Annotated in this window: 16 protein-coding genes, 2 tRNA genes and 1 pseudogene; 12 read left to right on the plus strand and 7 right to left on the minus strand. The window is 59.1% G+C overall.

All coding sequences use genetic code 11. The features are described 5' to 3' along the window. The first annotated feature begins 13 nt into the window (after positions 1-13). Positions 14-89, plus strand: a tRNA-Phe gene (locus tag ACLBW8_RS12375). A gap of 166 nt (positions 90-255) precedes the next feature. Further along, the gene (locus ACLBW8_RS12380; RefSeq protein WP_064450238.1) at positions 256-930 is read left to right on the plus strand and encodes a hypothetical protein; all 675 of its coding nucleotides are present in this window, start codon (positions 256-258) and stop codon (positions 928-930) included. 20 nt (positions 931-950) lie between these two features. Here ACLBW8_RS12380 and ACLBW8_RS12385 read toward each other — a convergent pair whose 3' ends face one another. Together ACLBW8_RS12385 and ACLBW8_RS12390 are read right to left on the minus strand one after the other, a co-directional pair. Continuing rightward, on the minus strand, positions 951-2,558 hold the full coding sequence (locus ACLBW8_RS12385; protein WP_447805465.1) for an ArnT family glycosyltransferase: 1,608 nt from the start codon (positions 2,556-2,558) through the stop codon (positions 951-953). A gap of 88 nt (positions 2,559-2,646) precedes the next feature. Further along, entirely contained in the window at positions 2,647-3,612 is a 966-nt protein-coding gene (locus ACLBW8_RS12390; RefSeq protein ID WP_447805466.1) for an arsenic resistance protein, read from the minus strand. 170 nt (positions 3,613-3,782) lie between these two features. On the opposite strand from ACLBW8_RS12390, the gene ACLBW8_RS12395 reads away from it, so the two are divergent. Together ACLBW8_RS12395 and ACLBW8_RS12400 are read left to right on the plus strand one after the other, a co-directional pair. Beyond that, positions 3,783-4,691: an alpha/beta hydrolase family protein gene (locus tag ACLBW8_RS12395; protein WP_447805467.1), complete on the plus strand. Its 909-nt coding sequence runs from the start codon at positions 3,783-3,785 to the stop codon at positions 4,689-4,691. A gap of 72 nt (positions 4,692-4,763) precedes the next feature. Next, a complete protein-coding gene (locus ACLBW8_RS12400; RefSeq protein ID WP_053253871.1) occupies positions 4,764-5,177 on the plus strand; it encodes a hypothetical protein in 414 nt (137 codons plus the stop codon). 141 nt (positions 5,178-5,318) lie between these two features. On the opposite strand, the gene gabP is transcribed toward ACLBW8_RS12400, so the two are convergent. Then, positions 5,319-6,710 (minus strand): GABA permease, encoded by a 1,392-nt coding sequence (gene gabP / locus ACLBW8_RS12405; RefSeq protein ID WP_064450234.1) that lies wholly within the window; start codon positions 6,708-6,710, stop codon positions 5,319-5,321. 555 nt (positions 6,711-7,265) lie between these two features. On the opposite strand from gabP, the gene ACLBW8_RS12410 reads away from it, so the two are divergent. The 5 genes from ACLBW8_RS12410 (at position 7,266) to ACLBW8_RS12430 (ending at position 11,471) form a co-directional block, all read left to right on the plus strand. Then, positions 7,266-8,039 (plus strand): ABC transporter ATP-binding protein, encoded by a 774-nt coding sequence (locus tag ACLBW8_RS12410; protein WP_053253869.1) that lies wholly within the window; start codon positions 7,266-7,268, stop codon positions 8,037-8,039. A 13-nt stretch (positions 8,040-8,052) separates the two neighbouring features. Further along, complete coding sequence (locus ACLBW8_RS12415; protein WP_064450233.1) at positions 8,053-8,805, plus strand: ABC transporter substrate-binding protein; 753 nt, start codon at positions 8,053-8,055, stop codon at positions 8,803-8,805. A 74-nt stretch (positions 8,806-8,879) separates the two neighbouring features. Further along, a complete protein-coding gene (locus ACLBW8_RS12420) occupies positions 8,880-9,575 on the plus strand; it encodes an ABC transporter permease (protein WP_053253867.1) in 696 nt (231 codons plus the stop codon). Between the two features lie 38 nt (positions 9,576-9,613). Then, complete coding sequence (locus ACLBW8_RS12425) at positions 9,614-10,303, plus strand: ABC transporter permease (protein ID WP_026013808.1); 690 nt, start codon at positions 9,614-9,616, stop codon at positions 10,301-10,303. Next, the gene (locus ACLBW8_RS12430; RefSeq protein ID WP_447805468.1) at positions 10,284-11,471 is read left to right on the plus strand and encodes a methyltransferase; all 1,188 of its coding nucleotides are present in this window, start codon (positions 10,284-10,286) and stop codon (positions 11,469-11,471) included. The genes ACLBW8_RS12425 and ACLBW8_RS12430 overlap by 20 nt, the downstream gene beginning before the upstream one ends. Before the next feature lie 241 nt (positions 11,472-11,712). Here ACLBW8_RS12430 and bcsQ read toward each other — a convergent pair whose 3' ends face one another. After that, positions 11,713-12,618: a cellulose biosynthesis protein BcsQ gene (gene bcsQ, locus ACLBW8_RS12435; protein ID WP_447805469.1), complete on the minus strand. Its 906-nt coding sequence runs from the start codon at positions 12,616-12,618 to the stop codon at positions 11,713-11,715. Between the two features lie 169 nt (positions 12,619-12,787). Further along, positions 12,788-13,540 (minus strand): cellulose synthase operon protein YhjQ/BcsQ, encoded by a 753-nt coding sequence (locus ACLBW8_RS12440; RefSeq protein WP_447805470.1) that lies wholly within the window; start codon positions 13,538-13,540, stop codon positions 12,788-12,790. A gap of 654 nt (positions 13,541-14,194) precedes the next feature. Between ACLBW8_RS12440 and ACLBW8_RS12445 the strand changes: the two genes are divergently transcribed. The 3 genes and pseudogenes from ACLBW8_RS12445 to ACLBW8_RS12455 all read left to right on the plus strand — a co-directional run. Further along, complete coding sequence (locus ACLBW8_RS12445) at positions 14,195-14,341, plus strand: hypothetical protein (protein WP_447805471.1); 147 nt, start codon at positions 14,195-14,197, stop codon at positions 14,339-14,341. A 15-nt stretch (positions 14,342-14,356) separates the two neighbouring features. After that, positions 14,357-14,432, plus strand: a tRNA-Thr gene (locus ACLBW8_RS12450). A gap of 187 nt (positions 14,433-14,619) precedes the next feature. Then, a pseudogene (locus ACLBW8_RS12455) lies at positions 14,620-14,826 on the plus strand (IS66 family transposase); the annotation flags it as partial. A 102-nt stretch (positions 14,827-14,928) separates the two neighbouring features. On the opposite strand, the gene ACLBW8_RS12460 reads toward ACLBW8_RS12455, so the two are convergent. Together ACLBW8_RS12460 and ACLBW8_RS12465 are read right to left on the minus strand one after the other, a co-directional pair. Then, positions 14,929-15,618 carry a potassium channel family protein gene (locus tag ACLBW8_RS12460; RefSeq protein WP_221293665.1) on the minus strand — a complete coding sequence of 230 codons (690 nt, stop codon included), beginning with the start codon at positions 15,616-15,618 and terminating at the stop codon, positions 14,929-14,931. Then, on the minus strand, positions 15,608-16,936 hold the full coding sequence (locus tag ACLBW8_RS12465; protein WP_447805472.1) for a TrkH family potassium uptake protein: 1,329 nt from the start codon (positions 16,934-16,936) through the stop codon (positions 15,608-15,610). Before ACLBW8_RS12465 ends, ACLBW8_RS12460 begins: the two co-directional genes overlap by 11 nt. Positions 16,937-17,131 lie beyond the last annotated feature (195 nt).

Genomic DNA, 17,131 nt, shown 5'->3' on the forward strand with positions numbered 1-17,131 from the left:
AATGCGCCCCGTTGCCCAGATAGCTCAGTCGGTAGAGCAGGGGATTGAAAATCCCCGTGTCGGCGGTTCGATTCCGTCTCTGGGCACCACTAATACCGAAAAACCCCAAGCGAAGATGATTCCTTGGGGTTTTTTATTGCCTGCGATTTAGTGGTTGCCGGGCGACGCTCACCCCTATCCCTGCCTGGGGGTTATTTATCGCAAGGCTCATTCGTTTAGCTGTTACTGAATTTTCTGTTGCAAGGTAGTTATTTGATGACCCGGTACTTGTTCTGCGCGCTTTTGCTGCTGACGGCGCTGCTCAGTGGATGCGCCACCCAAATGGACGTCTCGATCGACGCGACACCTGATCCGGACTATCACTTTGATCGACAGGCAACGGTACTGGTGACGACGTCCGTGGGCGGCAGTGCGCAAAGCACGCTGAATGCCCGCTACTACTTGCGGGACATGGTCAATGCCATGAAGGACCAGGGCTTTCGGGAGGTGTTTACCGACACGACCCTACCCAAGAACCATGCACCGATCAAAATGACCATCACCCTTGATGTCGACAGCCGGCAGGTCACTTACCGTTACACCGCCACCGACTACGGTCAGGTGCCAACCACCACGACCACCCAGTGCAAGAAAAACAAGAAAAAAGAAGACCAGTTGACCTGCACCAGCAAGCCCAACACCACCTATGGCCCGGTAGGGACCTCCGAGCGAACCGGCTACACCACGCTCACCACGTTCACCGCCACTGCGCGGGATGAAGTGAGCAGGCGCGCGGTGTACCTGCTCCGGGCGATGTCCTACAACGAAGACTGCCAGGCCGCCAAGATCGAAACCTTCCTGGTGGAGCAAGGCTTGCAGAACCTGAATTTCCAGGACCGCGTGCACCGCAACTACACCGTCACGATGCCTGAGGGGTACCAGTGCAAATAGCCTGCACTGGATCACCTGCCTTACTTCAGTAAAAACACCATCAGCGGGTTGTCGTTCAAGCGCCCTTCGAAATCTGGCGTCTGCTGCTGCATCGGCGTGCCCTTGAGCAGCACAGCCTCTTTGCGCGGCACGATCACCCAGGATGGCCGGGGCAAGGTCAGCAGCTTCTCAGGCTCGTTGCCTGCCACGAACAACGGCTGCTCGTCGTGCGTAAGGTTCATCATGTAGCGTATCGCCCACGTGTCGCGGCCGAGGTCGACAAACACCAAAGGCCCCGGCTGCGACGCACGAAGCGTCTCCACTTGGCTGACGAAATTGTGAGTGTCGAACTGCAGGTCCTTGGACGGCTCTATCACCACCACCAGCAGCAACCACTGCGCTACCAGTGCAATCAGGCTGAGCCAGACCAAGCGCACTGACCGACGCCAGGCAACCAACGCCGCCACTTGCAGCATCACCAACCCGCCAATCAACAGCGGCAACGAAACGTCAGGCCAGTAACCGCGTTTTTGCCAACTGTACCGACACACAAACAGCACAACCACGCACAACGCCGGCAGCGCCGCGACAAGCCCTTCGTAGCAGCGGCGCACGCCGACAAGCCAGCCTTGCGCCTGGAGCAGCCCATAGGCGGCGACAGCGGCAAACATCGGTACCATCGGCAGAATGTAGTAAGCGCGCTTGAAGTGCGGCACCGACAGCCCGAGCAAAATCATCAAGCCGCACGCCCCCAGCCGCACCACCAACTGTACGTCGTCATTGACCCACCGCTCAGACCAACGATGGCGCAGCGCAATCAAGGCAGCCAGCGCCAGCGGCACCACCGGGAAGTAACGGTACAGACTCAGCTTGAAGTAGAAATAGAACGGCTCACCACTCTCATCGAGCCGCCCGCTGACTTGCATCCTGAACACGTCATCGGCAAAAGCATCGCCACCACTGAACCGCGCCAGCTTCATCAACACCCACCAACAGGCCACGAGCAGCGCCAACCCCACAAAACCGTGGATCAGCACCTGCTTGACCCGCTCCCCCGGCCGGCCCAGCGCCCAATACACGCATACCACACCACAGACCTCGATCAGCCCCAATGGCCCGCGAATCGCAAAGGCCAGGACAAACAATGGGAATACGGCCAACTGCCTGACGCGCGACCCCAGGCGTTCACCTGTGTGCAGCAGGTAGAAACTGCCCACGCATAGCAGCGCAACCATCAGGTCCAGGCACACCGAACGCGACTTATCGAGCAGTTGGGTGGTGAGCAACGTGAGCAACACCGTCAGCAACGCCCAGGGCCGGCTGGACGGCGCCAACAGGCGATAGATCAGGGCGATCACGCCCGCCGAAGCCAGCGCCGTCGGCAGCACATTAGCGAGATGGTTCGGCGCACCGAATATTCGAGCAAATACGAAACTGAAGAAGGTGGCGGTACCCGGGTAGTCGGGATACGGCTGGCCATAGGTGGTAGGGAAAAGACTCGCGCCATGGCGAAACATTTCCTGCATGAACAGCGCCCAGCGCCCGTCAAATCCTTGGGGTTGTTCGTCCCAGACACCCAACGTAAACAGCAATAAAGCGATCAGAAAAATGCCCAGGGACTCCAGGCGAAAACGACTGCGGTGATCCATTGAATGTCCTTTCAGGTAGGGTGCGCCAACTCCATGGTGCCGACTCTGCCCCTGAATAGCGCCTGAACAAACCCGAATATTTATGGATCTATCGACCGGCGCGCCATACCAGCGCGGGAATCAGCCGGATGTAGAGTAGCTCGCCCACCAGCTCAAGCAGGGTTTGCAGAATCACCGCCGTCGCGGCCAGCCCGCGCACGTCTTCGGGCAAGGCCAGCGCCAGCGGCAATACCACCAGGGAGTTGCGGGTCGACGCACTGAACGTGACCGCCCGCGCCGTGACGGCGGGCAAGGCGAACAGCCGCGCAGCCAACGCGCCCATCAATGGCGCCAGCAACAGGAAGCCTACGTAGACCGGAATCACCGGCAACAACAACGCGATATCGCGCACCACCGAGGTGATCTGCGAGCCGATGACCACAAACAGCACCAGCGCCATCGCCGGCACCGGCAGCCAGGCCCAGGCATTGCTCCACAGGTTGATGGCGCTTGAACGCCGCGCCAGAGAAGTCGTCAGCACCGCCAGGACCATCGGCAGCACGATCAACCACAAGAACGCCTCGACAAACGGCCCGGTCGCCACCACCACGGCGGACTGCGCGCCCAGCATGAAACTCAGGTACACCGGCAACAACACCAACTGCAGCAACAACAGCACTGGCGTCGCCGCCAGCATCAGCCGCGAATCGCCCTTGCCGATATGGGTAAACACCACCACGTAGTCGATACATGGCGTCAGCAACACCAGTAACGCGCCCACCAGCAACGCCGGGCGCTCTACCAGACCACGGGTCAACGCCCACACCAGCAACGGCACCAGAATGAAATTGGCCAACAGCAAGGCCGATATAAAGCGCTTGTTGCCCAGGCCCTGGCGCAGATCCAGAAATGGAATTTGCAGAAACATGGCGTACATCAGCACAGCGATGGCGGGCGTGACCAGCACGCCGAGTCCCTGGGCCGACAAAGGCGCGAGCACACCGAATGCAGCCGCCAGCAAGACGGCGGCAAAGTAGACAGGGATCTGGTTGTGCTCGAGGGTGTCGCGGGTCATGGGCTGACTCTGGCTGATCAATAGACCGCAAGCCTAAGCACACAGGGCGCCAAGGTCGAGCATCGAAAATTTCCTGCGCTCATGCCGCGCTAAATTTGTTAGTTTCAAATGCTTATAAAAGCGCGTGGCTCCCAAGCCCACACCCAAAAGCGCAAGGATCGAGCCGACCGATGAACCTGCCCACCCGAGCTGCCCCAGAAGCCTTCCGCGAGTCGGCTGCCGACGGCTACCCTCTCAGCGGCTTCACCTGGCGCCCTAGCAGACCCGACCCGACACGCCCGGTCGTCATCATCAACGCCGCCACCTCGGTACGCTGCCGCCACTACTCACGCTTCGCCGACTATCTGTTCGCCAACGGCTTCGACGTCATTACGTACGACTACCGTGGCATCGGCGAATCCCGCAATGGCTCGTTGCGCGGTTTCAAGGCGTCGTGGTCGGATTGGGGCGCGCTGGATTTCGAAGCGATGTTGCAGCGCGCACAACGGGAGTTTCCGGGGCAGCCGATTGATGTGATCGGCCACAGTTTTGGTGGCTGCGCGGCGGGGCTGGGGGCGTCAGGCGCGGTGATTCGGCGAGTCGTGACGGTCGGCGCGCAGTTTGCGTACTGGCGCGATTACGCGGCGGGCGGGCGCTGGCGCATGTTTGGCAAGTGGCATGTGGTAATGCCCTTGGTGACGGCGCTGTGCGGGTACTTCCCCGGCAAACGCCTGGGCTGGCTGGAAGATACGCCGGCCGGTGTGGTGCGCGACTGGGGCACGCCAACGCCCAGGTACGAGACGCGTCCCAGCGGGCGCACCTTGGGTGAGTTGCCCTTCACCCGGGTGAAGGCGCAACTGCTGGCCATCAGCATCACCGACGACCCGTTTGGCACGGTAGAGGCCATCGAGCGGTTGCTGCGCTATTTCGATAGCAGCGAGCGCACTCATCTGCGGATTGCTCCCGAAGATATTGGCGAAACAGCTGTCGGGCATTTCGCCTTCTTCCGCAGCGACTATCAGGACCGGCTGTGGCCAATTGCGCTGAAGTGGCTGCAACACGGCGCGCTGGCGCAAGGCACACCCGGACAGCGCGTCTAGAAACCCTTGGGATTTGCACCAACCTGCGCTTCAATACGCCACCCAGATCCAGACCCCAAGGACGTTGAGCCCATGGCCTCGCCGAACAAGCAGCAAAAACGTGCCCACCGGGCCAAGGCCAAGGCCAAGCAAAACCGTACGCAGCGCGCCGTTGCGACCAAGCCGGATGCGTTCGCAGGCGACGACAGCCGTATTGACCTTGAGTCAGTGGATTTAACCGAGTTGTTTGTCGAAATGCGCACCGCAGGCGAGACCAGCCAGCAGGCACTGTGTGCGGTGTTCCTGGCGCACCCGTTGTTGGCGGTGGTGCTGGAGCAGGAAGGTGAGGAAGAGGCGACCGACTTTATTCTGGCGGCGCTGATCGAGTATCGGCAATGGGCGACGGATACCGAGGATGAAGCCGCGGCACTGGCGTGGGTCGAGTCGCCGCAATTCCAGGCCGATTATGTTGCCGCGTCCCAAGCGCTGATTGGCGCCCAGGACTGATACAAAACCAAATGTGGGAGCGGGCTTGCCCGCGATTGCGGCGTGTCAGTCGAAGAAGATCTCAATTGTCAGTCCGTCATCGCGGGCAAGCCCCGCTCCCACATGGTTGATGGCGTGCTCCGGAAGCAGCACGCCGTCACGTCAATTGAGTACCGCAGCGCCTGCCCTTTGAGCCTTGCGACGGCTCGACACATACAACCCCGCCAACACCACCAGCAAGCTCAGGATCCCGGTCGCAATGATCTCGACCCGGTGTGCTTCCTGGAACAGCATGATAGTCAGCGTACCCACGATGAACACCATCACCGCGTAGGTCAGGCCGGGGAACAGCCACATCTTGAAGACAATCTTCTCGCCCGCTGCCGTGCGCTTCTGGCGCATGCGCAGTTGCGACACGGCAATCACCAGGTACACCAGCAACGCAATAGCGCCGGAACTGGCCAACAGGAATTCGAACACCGCCGCCGGGGCCACGTAGTTGGCGAATACCGCCAGGAACGCCGCGCCAGTCGACAACATCACCGCCCAGTAAGGCGTGCCGCTCTTGTTGGTGCGCTTGGCCACAGCCGGTGCATCACCGCGACGACCCAGGGAGAACAACATGCGCGACGCGGTGTACAGCGCCGAGTTGAGGCAACTGGTCACGGCAACCAACACCACCAGGTCAACGATCAACTTGGCGTTTGGAATGCCCATGCGTTCCAGCACGGTCTGGTAGGAACCTACGGCCGCCAGGGTCGGATCATTCCATGGCACCAGGGACACAACGATGAAGATCGACAGCAGGTAGAACAAACCGATCCGCCAGATCACCGAGTTGGTGGCCTTGGTGATTTGCTGGCCCGGGTTCTTCGATTCCGCTGCTGCGATGGTGACGATCTCGGTGCCCATGAAGGAGAACATGGTGGTCAGGATTGCCGCCAACACCGCGCCCATGCCGTTCGGCATGAAGCCCTGGGTGTCAAACAGGTGCGAAACGCCGCTGACCTGGCTGGTCGGCAGGAAGCCGAAAATGGCAGCCAGACCAAGGATCACAAAGCCAACAATCGCCACGACTTTGATCAGGGCAAACCAGAACTCGAACTCACCATAATGTTTCACGCTGAACAGGTTAGTCGCCGTCAGCAGCAAGGTGATGATCAAGGTAAACGCCCAGATCGCCACATTGGGGAACCAGGCATGGAGGATGGTCGCCGCCGCGTTGGCTTCCAACGGAATCACCAGCACCCAGAACCACCAGTACAACCAGCCGATGGTGAAGCCGGCCCAGTGACCGATCGCGCGGTCAGCGTAGGTGGAGAACGAACCGGTGTCCGGCGAGGCCACGGCCATTTCGGCGAGCATGCGCATCACCAACACCACCAGCGTACCGGCAGCCGCGTAGGCCAGCAGCACTGCAGGGCCGGCGGCAGCAATCGCGTGGCCGGAGCCGACAAACAAACCGGCACCAATAACGCCGGCAATCGACAGCATGGTGACGTGACGCGGTTTGAGCCCCTGTTCGAGGTCATTGGAGCTTTGCGTACTACTCATTGACACACCTTTGCGAGGAATTGCGAAAACGGTCCGCCCGACCTGCGATCTTTCTCGTGAAAAGAAACCAACGGGGCGTTCTTTATTTTTTACGCAAGATTTGCGCCAAAATGTTACAAGGTCGCGATTGACGCGGGCTGTAGGACAATTGATCAGCCGTCGCAAGTCATTGAGAACAATGGCATTCCGCTATAGCGTTACCGAGCGACTCACTTTCAAGACGCCTGCGCGCACCAAAAACACACACGAAAAGTGCGTGACGCCCCATTAGGGGGCTGATATGGACCGTTTGCCCGGTTAACCCTTCCAACACCCGGCCAAAGCTGGCACCATCGCGCCCTTTTTTACGCGAAGCCTGTGGATTTATCGGGTTCAAACGTCTGTTAGGTTGTTGATGGCGCGACACGCTGCTGTGCCGATGCGACACCCTGCCGCACACCACCCGTTAACCGTCCGTAGCGCTGTTGGCTGCCATCCGAACGCTATGCTAGCTTGGCGCCTCGCCAGGAAGGCGGCCCAACAGCAAGAACGCAATGAACACAATGAGGACCGCACATGGCCCAGGCCGCGCCCGCGCTTGAAATCCGCAACTTGCACAAACGCTATGGTGAGCTGGAGGTACTTAAAGGTATCTCGCTGACCGCTCGCGACGGCGACGTGATCTCGATCCTGGGTTCCTCCGGTTCCGGCAAGTCCACATTCCTGCGCTGCATCAACCTGCTGGAAAACCCGCACCAGGGTCAGATCCTGGTCGCCGGTGAGGAGCTCAAGCTCAAGGCTGCAAAGAACGGCGAGCTGATGGCCGCCGACGGCAAGCAGATCAACCGCCTGCGTAGCGAAATCGGTTTTGTGTTTCAAAACTTTAACCTGTGGCCGCACATGAGCATCCTCGACAACATCATCGAGGCGCCCCGCCGTGTGCTTGGCCAGAGCAAGGCCGAAGCGATAGAAGTGGCCGAAGCCCTGCTGGCCAAGGTCGGCATCAGCGATAAACGCCACGCGTACCCTGCGCAACTGTCCGGCGGCCAGCAGCAACGGGCGGCCATTGCACGCACCCTGGCGATGCAGCCCAAGGTCATCCTGTTCGATGAGCCGACATCGGCGCTTGACCCGGAAATGGTCCAGGAAGTACTTAATGTGATCCGCGCGCTGGCCGAAGAAGGCCGCACCATGCTGCTGGTCACCCATGAAATGGGCTTCGCCCGTCAGGTTTCCAGTGAAGTGGTGTTCCTGCACCAGGGCCTGGTCGAAGAGCAAGGATCGCCACAGCAGGTGTTTGAAAACCCGCTTTCGGCGCGCTGCAAACAATTCATGTCCAGCAACCGCTAACGGAGCAACATGCATGCAGAACTATAAAAAATTCCTTCTGGCCGCGGCCGTTTCGATGGCGTTCAGCGCCACGGCCATGGCAGAAACCTTGAAAATGGGGATCGAGGCGGCCTACCCGCCCTTCAACAATAAAGACGCCAGCGGTAACGTCGTCGGCTTCGACAAAGACATCGGTGACGCCCTGTGCGCCAAGATGAAAGTCGAAAAGTGCGAAGTGTATGTGTCTGACTGGGACGGCATCATCCCAGCCCTGAACGCCAAGAAGTTCGACTTCCTGGTGTCCTCGCTGTCCATCACCGATGAACGCAAGCAGGCTGTCGACTTCACCGACCCGTACTACTCCAACAAGCTGCAATTCATCGCACCTAAAGCCACTGCGGACTTCAAGACCGACGCGGCTTACCTGAAGGGCAAGATCATCGGCGCCCAGCGCGCGACGTTGGCCGGTACTTACCTGGAAGACAAGCTGCCGGACACCGAGGCCAAGCTCTACGACACCCAGGAAAACGCCTACCTCGACCTGACGTCCGGCCGCCTCGACGGTATCCTCGCCGACAAGTACGTGCAGTACGAATGGCTCAAGAGCAAAGACGGTTCGGCCTATGAATTCAAAGGCGACCCGGTTGTAGAAAGCGACAAGATCGGTATCGCCGTACGCAAGGGCGACCCACTGCGCGAGCGCCTGAACAAAGCCCTGGCAGAGATCAAGGCAGACGGCACCTACAAGAAGATCAACGACAAGTACTTCCCGTTCAGCATCGAATGATCTGAACGGCCTGACCGACGCGCTCGCTTGAGCGCGCCGGCTTTTAGCAATGCCTGCCGCGATATGAAAACACCATGAATTTCGATCTCTACGGATTCGGCCCGGCCCTCGCCGCCGGCGCGCTGATGACCGTCAAACTGGCGCTCACGGCCTTGTGCCTGGGGCTGGTGCTGGGCCTTGCCGGCGCCTTGGCCAAGACGTCCCCCTACAAGCCGTTGCAATGGCTTGGCGGTGCTTACTCGACCATCGTTCGTGGCATTCCCGAGCTGCTGTGGGTGCTGCTGATTTACTTCGGCACGGTCAACCTGATGCGTGCCCTCGGCGAGTTTTTCGGTAACCCCGACCTTTCGCTCAGTGCCTTTGCTGCCGGGGTTATCGCCCTGGGGCTGTGCTTTGGCGCCTACGCCACCGAAGTGTTTCGTGGCGCGATCCTCGCCATCCCCAAAGGCCACCGCGAAGCCGGTGTGGCGCTGGGGCTGTCGAAGTTTCGGATTTTCACCCGGTTGATCATGCCGCAGATGTGGCGCATCGCCCTGCCGGGGTTGGGCAACCTGTTTATGATTTTGATGAAAGATACCGCACTGGTGTCGGTGATCGGGCTGGAAGAAATCATGCGCCATGCGCAGATCGGCGTGACCGTGACCAAGCAGCCGTTCACCTTCTTTATGGTCGCGGCGTTCATGTACCTGGGCCTGACCGTGCTGGCCATGACCGGCATGCACTTCCTGGAAAAACGTGCCGCCCGCGGCTTTGCAAGGAGCACCCAATGAGCGGTGACTACAGCTGGCTGTCGCACTTCGACCTGGGCCTGAACTGGGCCGTGATCATCAAGTGGCTGCCCAAACTGGCCCAGGGTGCGACCCTGACTCTGGAGCTGGTCGCCATCGCGGTAATCGCCGGCCTGCTGCTGGCTATCCCGCTCGGTATCGCCCGCTCCTCGCGCCGCTGGTACGTGAGCGCCCTGCCCTACGCCTACATTTTCTTCTTCCGTGGCACGCCGCTGCTGGTGCAGTTGTTCCTGGTCTATTACGGCCTGGCGCAGTTCGATGCCGTGCGTGAGAGCTTCATGTGGCCCTACCTGCGCGATCCGTTCTGGTGCGCCACCGCCACCATGACCCTGCACACGGCCGCCTATATCGCCGAGATTCTGCGCGGCGCGATCCAGGCCATTCCACCGGGTGAAATCGAAGCGGCGCGTGCCCTGGGCATGTCCAAGCCCAAAACGCTGTTCTACATCATCCTGCCGCGTGCTTCGCGTATCGGCCTGCCGGCGTACAGCAATGAAGTGATCCTGATGCTTAAGGCCAGCGCCCTGGCCAGTACGGTGACCTTGCTGGAACTGACCGGCATGGCGCGGACCATCATCGCGCGCACCTACCTGCCGGTGGAGATCTTCTTCGCCGCCGGGCTGTTCTATCTGCTGATGGCCTACATCCTGGTGCGCGGCTTTAAACTGCTCGAACGCTGGCTGCGCGTCGATGCCTGCCAGGGACGCTGAAGCGCGCTTTGAAGCGCTGGATGCGTTTCTGATCGAGCACCAAGGGCTGTGGCGACCACGGCCCTTTACGCACCTGCAGTTACCCTGGGAAACCCAACATCCCGAGCTGGCCCAGTGGCTGCGCCAACGCTCTTTGGCCGAGGCTGAAAGCTGTCACAACCACCCCCATGACCTGCCGGCGCCCGCCCCCTTTGCACAATTGGCTGCGCAGGCGTTGCAGCTCAGTGCTGTGGACAGGTTACCGACACACGCGCTTGCACCCGCTCGCCATCGCCTGAACGTCGACGTACCTGGCCGCAAGTGGCAGCAAATTGAAGCCTTCGGCACCGCACTTAATTTCGCCGAAACACCCACCCATTGGCTGGACTGGTGCGCCGGCAAAGGCCACCTCGGCCGCCGCTTGCTGCAAGCCGGCCAACACCTGACCTGCCTCGAATACGACCCGGCCCTGATCGCCTCGGGCCAGGCCTTGAGCGACCATCACGGCCTGCCCGCTACCCATCGCCTGCAAGACGTGATGGCGCCTGTGTCGATCAGCGCCGACCACACACCCGTCGCCCTGCATGCCTGCGGCGACCTGCACGTGCGCCTGCTGCAACTGGCCAGCGCAGCGGGCTGCAAGCAACTGGCGCTGGCGCCTTGCTGTTACAACCGCATCAGCGCTGACCACTATCAAGCGTTATCGAGGGTTGGGCGTGCGTCACGGCTGCAACTATCGGTCGATGATCTGGGGCTGCCGCTGAGCGAAACCGTCACCGCCGGCAACCGTGTACGCCAGCAACGCGACACCTCCATGGCCCGGCGCCTGGGCTTTGATCAGTTGCAAAGGCAGTTACGCGGCCGTGACGAATACCTGGCCACGCCCTCCCTGCCCGCCCACTGGCTGGACAAACCCTTTGCCGACTATTGCCGGGAGCTGGCAGGCCTCAAGGGTTTTGCCACAGGCGAACAGGATTGGGTAACGCTTGAGGCGCACGGCTGGCGCCGCTTGGCGCACGTGCGAAACCTGGAGTTGGTACGAGCGCTGTTTCGGCGGCCCCTGGAAATGTGGCTGGTGCTGGACCGGGCACTTTTCCTGGCGGACCAAGGCTACAAAGTCGAGGTAGGCAGCTTCTGCGAACCCACACTGACCCCGCGCAACTTGATGGTGCTGGCTGAGCGCGATTAGGGAGCAATTTTTCCTACACGCGACCTGTGGATAACTCTGTTGATAGTTTATTCACAGAGGCTGTAGCTATCAGTGCTACAGACCAAAAGCCACCCTGGTCATTTTTTGTTCACAAAATAAAACGCACACAAAACAGGCAGTTGCAGCGCATTGAGAACAGCGCCACAAAATCGCTGTTTCGTGGCAGCAGCAACCAACCGATTGTGCATAAGCATTTAGCGTCAAGCGAATAAACAGCACTTTAGGCCGTTTTTTTCGGGGCCTTCAACAACCGGCAAATCTCATTCAGATCGTCAGTGAACAGCCTTTTTGCCACGGTATCCAACGGGTCAGTTGCAAACGCCAAGGCTTCATTGATGGCCATGTCGCGATGAATCTCCAGCGGCGCTTTCCCCAACCGCTGCTTGAACGCTTCAACCATATCCAGACTGAATGCACTGCTCTCATCCACTTGGTTGACCACCACATGCACAACTGGCGGGCGCTCACCCTCAAGGTGCGGCGCGAGCAGTACGTCGAAATGGTCGAGCGTACCAAGGCATGCGGCGTCGGCTTGCGTGATCACCAACACCACATCGGCAACGTTCAGCGCTTGATGGAAGTAGACGTTATTGCCGGCGGGCGTATCGATAATCACCGTCTGCCGCTCGCTCAGGCCCAGCGACGCGAGCCGCTGCGCCAGCCAGGCAGGCTCGTGCTTGAGCCAACGCTCGAGGTTTTCCTGCTGCTCAATGTCGATATCGCCAAAGGTAATCACCTGGCAACCGGCGAAGCCAATCTGCTGTAACGGGCTCCATTGCCCATGCTCCAGGCTGGTGCGGCCGATACCGGGCAATGTGGCACTGACGCCGAAGTGATGGTGCAAGGCGTTTTGCGGGTCAAGATCCAGCGCCACCACCGACTCGCCGTGGCGCTGTAAACCACTGCTCAAGGCCGTGGCCAGGGTGCTACGGCCGACACCGCCATTCATCGACACCAACGCCACCACTTTGGGGCGCAGCGCTGCAATATCAGTCAATTGGGATTGGGCAGAGGTGGTTTCATTAGCAGGCACGCTGCCAAAGAAGTGCATGCGCGCATTAATGCCTTGGGCATCATGGGTCACGTTTTTGCCGAACAATGCCAACAGTTCTTCGCTAAGGCTCATAGCCTGCTCCTCACGACGCAGCTTAAAGACGTGAAAGGTCGGCAAGCAGCACTTACCGCAGGTCTTCTTGTAGGCGTCCCAGTTGTCGCATTCTGTGACAGGAGCAACAAAGTGTCATTATTTTGATGTTTTCAGTGATTGTTTTTTAGACAGACGGTAAATAGTCAATTTAATGGCCGGCACTTGCTAACTGCATGCGCGCACTCAAGGCACGGCACAACGCATTTACATCCTGGCAACCGACGCTGTTGATCGCAGGGTCGAGCGGGTCTCGCCCATAGGCCTGCGCCTCACTGAACGCTAAGTCACGCCGCACGGTTCCCAACACGGCATCGCCCAGGTGTAACGTGAAGACACCTGCCATGTCCTGGCTGAAAGCATGGTCGCCGTCGACCTGGTTGATCACGTAAAACCGTTGAAGTGACGATGCGTTCGCAAGATACGGCGCGAGCACCTCGTCCATCCTGGCCAAACCACGAAACGAAACCGCATCCGGCTGAACCACCACCAGCACCGTATCCGCCACGGACATCGCCTGGGTCAGATACACCGTGTTGCCAGCAGGGACGTCGATGACCACCGTGTCCTCGCCATTCAGCCCAAGCCCAGCCAAGCGCTTGCCAAGAAACTCGAGGTCCTGCCCCAGCCAGCGGTTCAGGCTCTGTTGCTGCACAGCATTGGTCTTCCCGAAGGTCACCAGACGGCACCCGGCAAAACCTCGTTTGGGCAAGGCTTGCCAGGTCTGGTTAAGCAGGCTGGTTGCGCCAAGGCCCGGCAGATCAAACCCTGGGCACAAGTGATGAAGCAGCGCGTTCTGCGGGTCCAGATCCAACGCCAGCGCCGGGTGCCCCTGGCGTTGCAGACCATTGGCAAGTGCAGCAGCCAGCGTGCTGCGGCCCACGCCGCCTGTCGCAGAAACCACCACCACCACCTTCGGCGCAGACCCATCTGAATAAACAGCGGCAGGTGAACCGTCCAACACCTCAGTCGGGTGAAGAGACTCTGCTCCTCCTCGGTTCAAGTGATCCAGCAAACGCTGCAGGGGCTCAGCCAACCGCGGCTCGCGCAAATCGGGCACAGCGGGCGCGGTGTATGGTTTTGAAAGGTGATCTGCACGCCCCACTGACTGCTCCCCTTTTGAACTGCTGATCAAACAAGGGCGGCATTGTGTGATATCACAATGATAGTGTCAGTGTTTTGGTGCTTGTATCAGAATCCTTTCAGATAAGCGGCATGGCGTCATTTTTATGGCTTGTCGTTTTTTTTGAATATTCACTTCTACAACAATACGCTAGCCTACTCATAAGCCTTTTTTAGACAAACCTTGCTGATTTTTTCGTGATCGAGAGACAGGTGGGTATCGCTCAAACCGACTTCGTATCAGCACACACATATATCTACACGCTTACACAACGAGCCAAAACACCCACCTCACGACACTAACCCTGCGGACGTAAGCCACAAGCCGGATACGCAACGCGTATTCTCCAACCCTGTGGACCCCGCCGGGATGCGGCGTGGTGAATGCGCGGTGACGTATCCGGACTCGAAGGGTCCGACGCAGGTGTTGGCGTACATGGAATTTACCGACCGTTACGGGGAGGGAATTGAAGCTGATTTGCAGCTCCAGAGACGACGAAAACGCAGCCATCGCAAAAAAACCTTGGTTTCTGCAAAAATAGTCAGAATTCAGGGGTTTACAGAAGCTTGCCAATCGCTATAATCGTCGCCCTAACACGCCGGTATAGCTCAGTTGGTAGAGCAACTGACTTGTAATCAGTAGGTCCCGGGTTCGACTCCTGGTGCCGGCACCATATAAGACGAAGCCCTCACAGCAATGTGAGGGCTTTGTTGTTTCTGGGCGCCTGTAATCTTCTGCAGTGCTTCGACACATCCCTCCCGCGTCCCCTATCCGCTATTGACCCCTCTCCCTCTGGAGCCTGACGGCTGCAGATCTTGTACACAGCGTATACCGTGGAAATAGTGGTATGAGCCCGATTTCATTCTCATAACTTCCCGCAAGGCTGGAAAGGTAAGTTGGTCTGCGACGATTTTAGCGGTTACAAGGCCAGCTTCGAACTCGGCGCGACCGAGCTTGGCTGCCTGGCCCAGGCCCGGCGCAAATTCTTCGAATTGCGCGCTACTAATAAGAGCCAGCTCGCCGAGCAGGCCCTGCGTTGCGTCCAGTGGCTGTACGAAATTGAGAGTGTTGGGGGGCAGTTTTCAATCAGCGCCAACAGCCTGAACCCAAGCCCACTGAGAATCCGACTTTTTCAGCAGAATCGGCCAATTGTTGCTCACTGGCTATGTCTAGCCTCCCGCAAATTTCTGGATCAGATGGGTCGGCCCGGACACGATTAGCAGATCACCAGGCCGGATCAGGGTGCTAGGGGTGGCATGCTGGAAGTCTTGATTGGTGCGCTTCAACCCCACGACGGTCACCCCAAATTTTTCGCGGATTTGCCCGTCGGCCAGCGTGCTGTTGTGGCACGACAGTGGAGAATGAATCTTGGCGATGGCAAAACCGTCGTCGAACTCAATAAAATCAATCATCCGCCCGGTTATGAGGTGAGCGACACGTTCGCCCATTTCCTTCTCCGGATAGACGACGTGATGGGCGCCGATGCGCTGGGCTATCTGCCCGTGCTCGCCTGTCCGGGCCTTTATCCAGATATCCGGGATCCCCAGTTCGGTCAGCGTCATGATGGTCAGCAAACTCGCGGCCAAGTCGGTGCCGATTCCCACAATGGCGTGGGCGAAGTCAGCAACTCCCAATTGGCGCAACACCTGCAGGTTCGTGGAATCTGCCTGCACCGCATGAGTCAGGAGGTCGGCCCACTCATGGACAGGTGCGGCGTCACGGTCGATGCCCATCACGTCGTGGCCCAACCGCATCAGCGATTGGGCCACCGAGCCGCCGAAGCGACCCAGGCCGATCACCACCACGCTGTCGCCCTTGGCAAATGAAAACTTCTCTGAAAATAGAAAATTAGCCAACAATTGGATGTTCCTCCGGGTAACGATAAGGCATGCGGTGCTCGCCCAAGGCCAGTGAAGCCGCCAACGTGATAGTGCCCACCCGTCCGGCGTACATCAGCAGCGTCAACACCAGTTGGCCCGATGTGGGCAAATCGGCGGTGATACCGGTGGACAGGCCAACGGTGCCGAACGCCGAGATGACTTCGAATATGACCTTGTCGGTGGGCAACGTTGTTTCACGCAGGATAAAGAGAGTCGCCAGTACGATCATGGCGCTGCTCAGAACGAGCACGGTGATGGCTTGACGCTGGGCCGGGGCGCCGACTCGCCGGCCAAATGCCTCGCAGTCACTGTGCCCACGAATTTCGGCAATCACCAGTAAGGCGAGGATCGCGACAGTACCGACTTTAACCCCGCCCGCAGTGCCTGCACTGCCGCCGCCGACGAACATCAGAAAGTAATGCACAGCCCAGCTTTCGGGGGTCAGAGCCCCAATATCGATCGAATTGAACCCGGCGGTACGCGCGGAAACTGAAGCAAATGCCGCCGACAAGGCTTTATCGGTCATGGCCATTGGGCCGAGTGTGGTGGAATTGTCCCACTCGAACAGCAGCAGCGTGAAAAAACCGACCACTAACAGGATCGCCGTACCAGACAACGTAAGCTTGGTATGCAGCGACCAACGACGGGGATGGTTGAACCTGCTGCGTAGGTCATACAGAACGGGGAAGCCAATGCCACCGATAATGATCGCAGCCATGATGGGCGACAGAATCCAGGCATCCGTGGCGAAGTGCATCAGGCTGTCGGGATAAATCGAGAAACCTGCGTTATTGAATGCCGATACAGCATGAAATAGACCACTCCACGCAGCATCGGCCCAGGGCTGGCCATAGGCGCCATGCAATCTGAGGGTGAGCCACAAGGCGATGATGAGCTCCAGGGTAAACGTCACCACCAGCACCAACTTGGCCACGCTGGCAATGTCACCTACTCCCAATGAGCGCGACTCCAACTGTGCAGCCATTTTGGTACGCAGGCGCAATCGACTGTTAACCATCAAGCCGAGCAAGGTCGCCACCGTCATGATGCCGAAGCCGCCGAGCTGGAACAGAAGCAGAATCACCGACTGGCCGAAGGTCGACCAGTACGTGCCGGTATCCACCACCACCAATCCGGTCACGCAGACGGCCGATACCGCCGTAAAGAAGGCCGTCACCCAAGGGGCGGCGACCCCCTCGGCCTGGGAGATCGGCTGCATCAGAATGAAGGTTCCGGCGAATATCGCTGCTAGGAACACCAGGGCGACAGCTCTGGCGGGATGAAGCAGTAATTTCATTTGGCATCAAAGCTCATATTGTAAAACGGAAATTCACAGCACTCGGGAAACACGCCAGAGGTTTTTCGACTCTAGCGACGGGATATTTTCAATGCTGCCGTAACCGAATAGATAGGGTAGCCAGGGTTGCTTTTCTTGTCTCGCCATAGCTTTGAAGCAAAGAGTAGAGGCCGCTTCAATACTAGGCTCTGTACG

It is taken from the genome of Pseudomonas sp. M5A4_2d (assembly GCF_053345295.1).

Coding starts and splice junctions, on each gene's coding strand:
- ACLBW8_RS12380 (WP_064450238.1), top strand. CDS start 256: ATGACCCGGTACTTGTTCTGCGCGCTTTTGCTGCTGACGGCGCTGCTC.
- ACLBW8_RS12385 (WP_447805465.1), bottom strand. CDS start 2,558: ATGGATCACCGCAGTCGTTTTCGCCTGGAGTCCCTGGGCATTTTTCTG.
- ACLBW8_RS12390 (WP_447805466.1), bottom strand. CDS start 3,612: ATGACCCGCGACACCCTCGAGCACAACCAGATCCCTGTCTACTTTGCC.
- ACLBW8_RS12395 (WP_447805467.1), top strand. CDS start 3,783: ATGAACCTGCCCACCCGAGCTGCCCCAGAAGCCTTCCGCGAGTCGGCT.
- ACLBW8_RS12400 (WP_053253871.1), top strand. CDS start 4,764: ATGGCCTCGCCGAACAAGCAGCAAAAACGTGCCCACCGGGCCAAGGCC.
- gabP (WP_064450234.1), bottom strand. CDS start 6,710: ATGAGTAGTACGCAAAGCTCCAATGACCTCGAACAGGGGCTCAAACCG.
- ACLBW8_RS12410 (WP_053253869.1), top strand. CDS start 7,266: ATGGCCCAGGCCGCGCCCGCGCTTGAAATCCGCAACTTGCACAAACGC.
- ACLBW8_RS12415 (WP_064450233.1), top strand. CDS start 8,053: ATGCAGAACTATAAAAAATTCCTTCTGGCCGCGGCCGTTTCGATGGCG.
- ACLBW8_RS12420 (WP_053253867.1), top strand. CDS start 8,880: ATGAATTTCGATCTCTACGGATTCGGCCCGGCCCTCGCCGCCGGCGCG.
- ACLBW8_RS12430 (WP_447805468.1), top strand. CDS start 10,284: ATGCCTGCCAGGGACGCTGAAGCGCGCTTTGAAGCGCTGGATGCGTTT.
- bcsQ (WP_447805469.1), bottom strand. CDS start 12,618: ATGAGCCTTAGCGAAGAACTGTTGGCATTGTTCGGCAAAAACGTGACC.
- ACLBW8_RS12445 (WP_447805471.1), top strand. CDS start 14,195: ATGGAATTTACCGACCGTTACGGGGAGGGAATTGAAGCTGATTTGCAG.
- ACLBW8_RS12465 (WP_447805472.1), bottom strand. CDS start 16,936: ATGAAATTACTGCTTCATCCCGCCAGAGCTGTCGCCCTGGTGTTCCTA.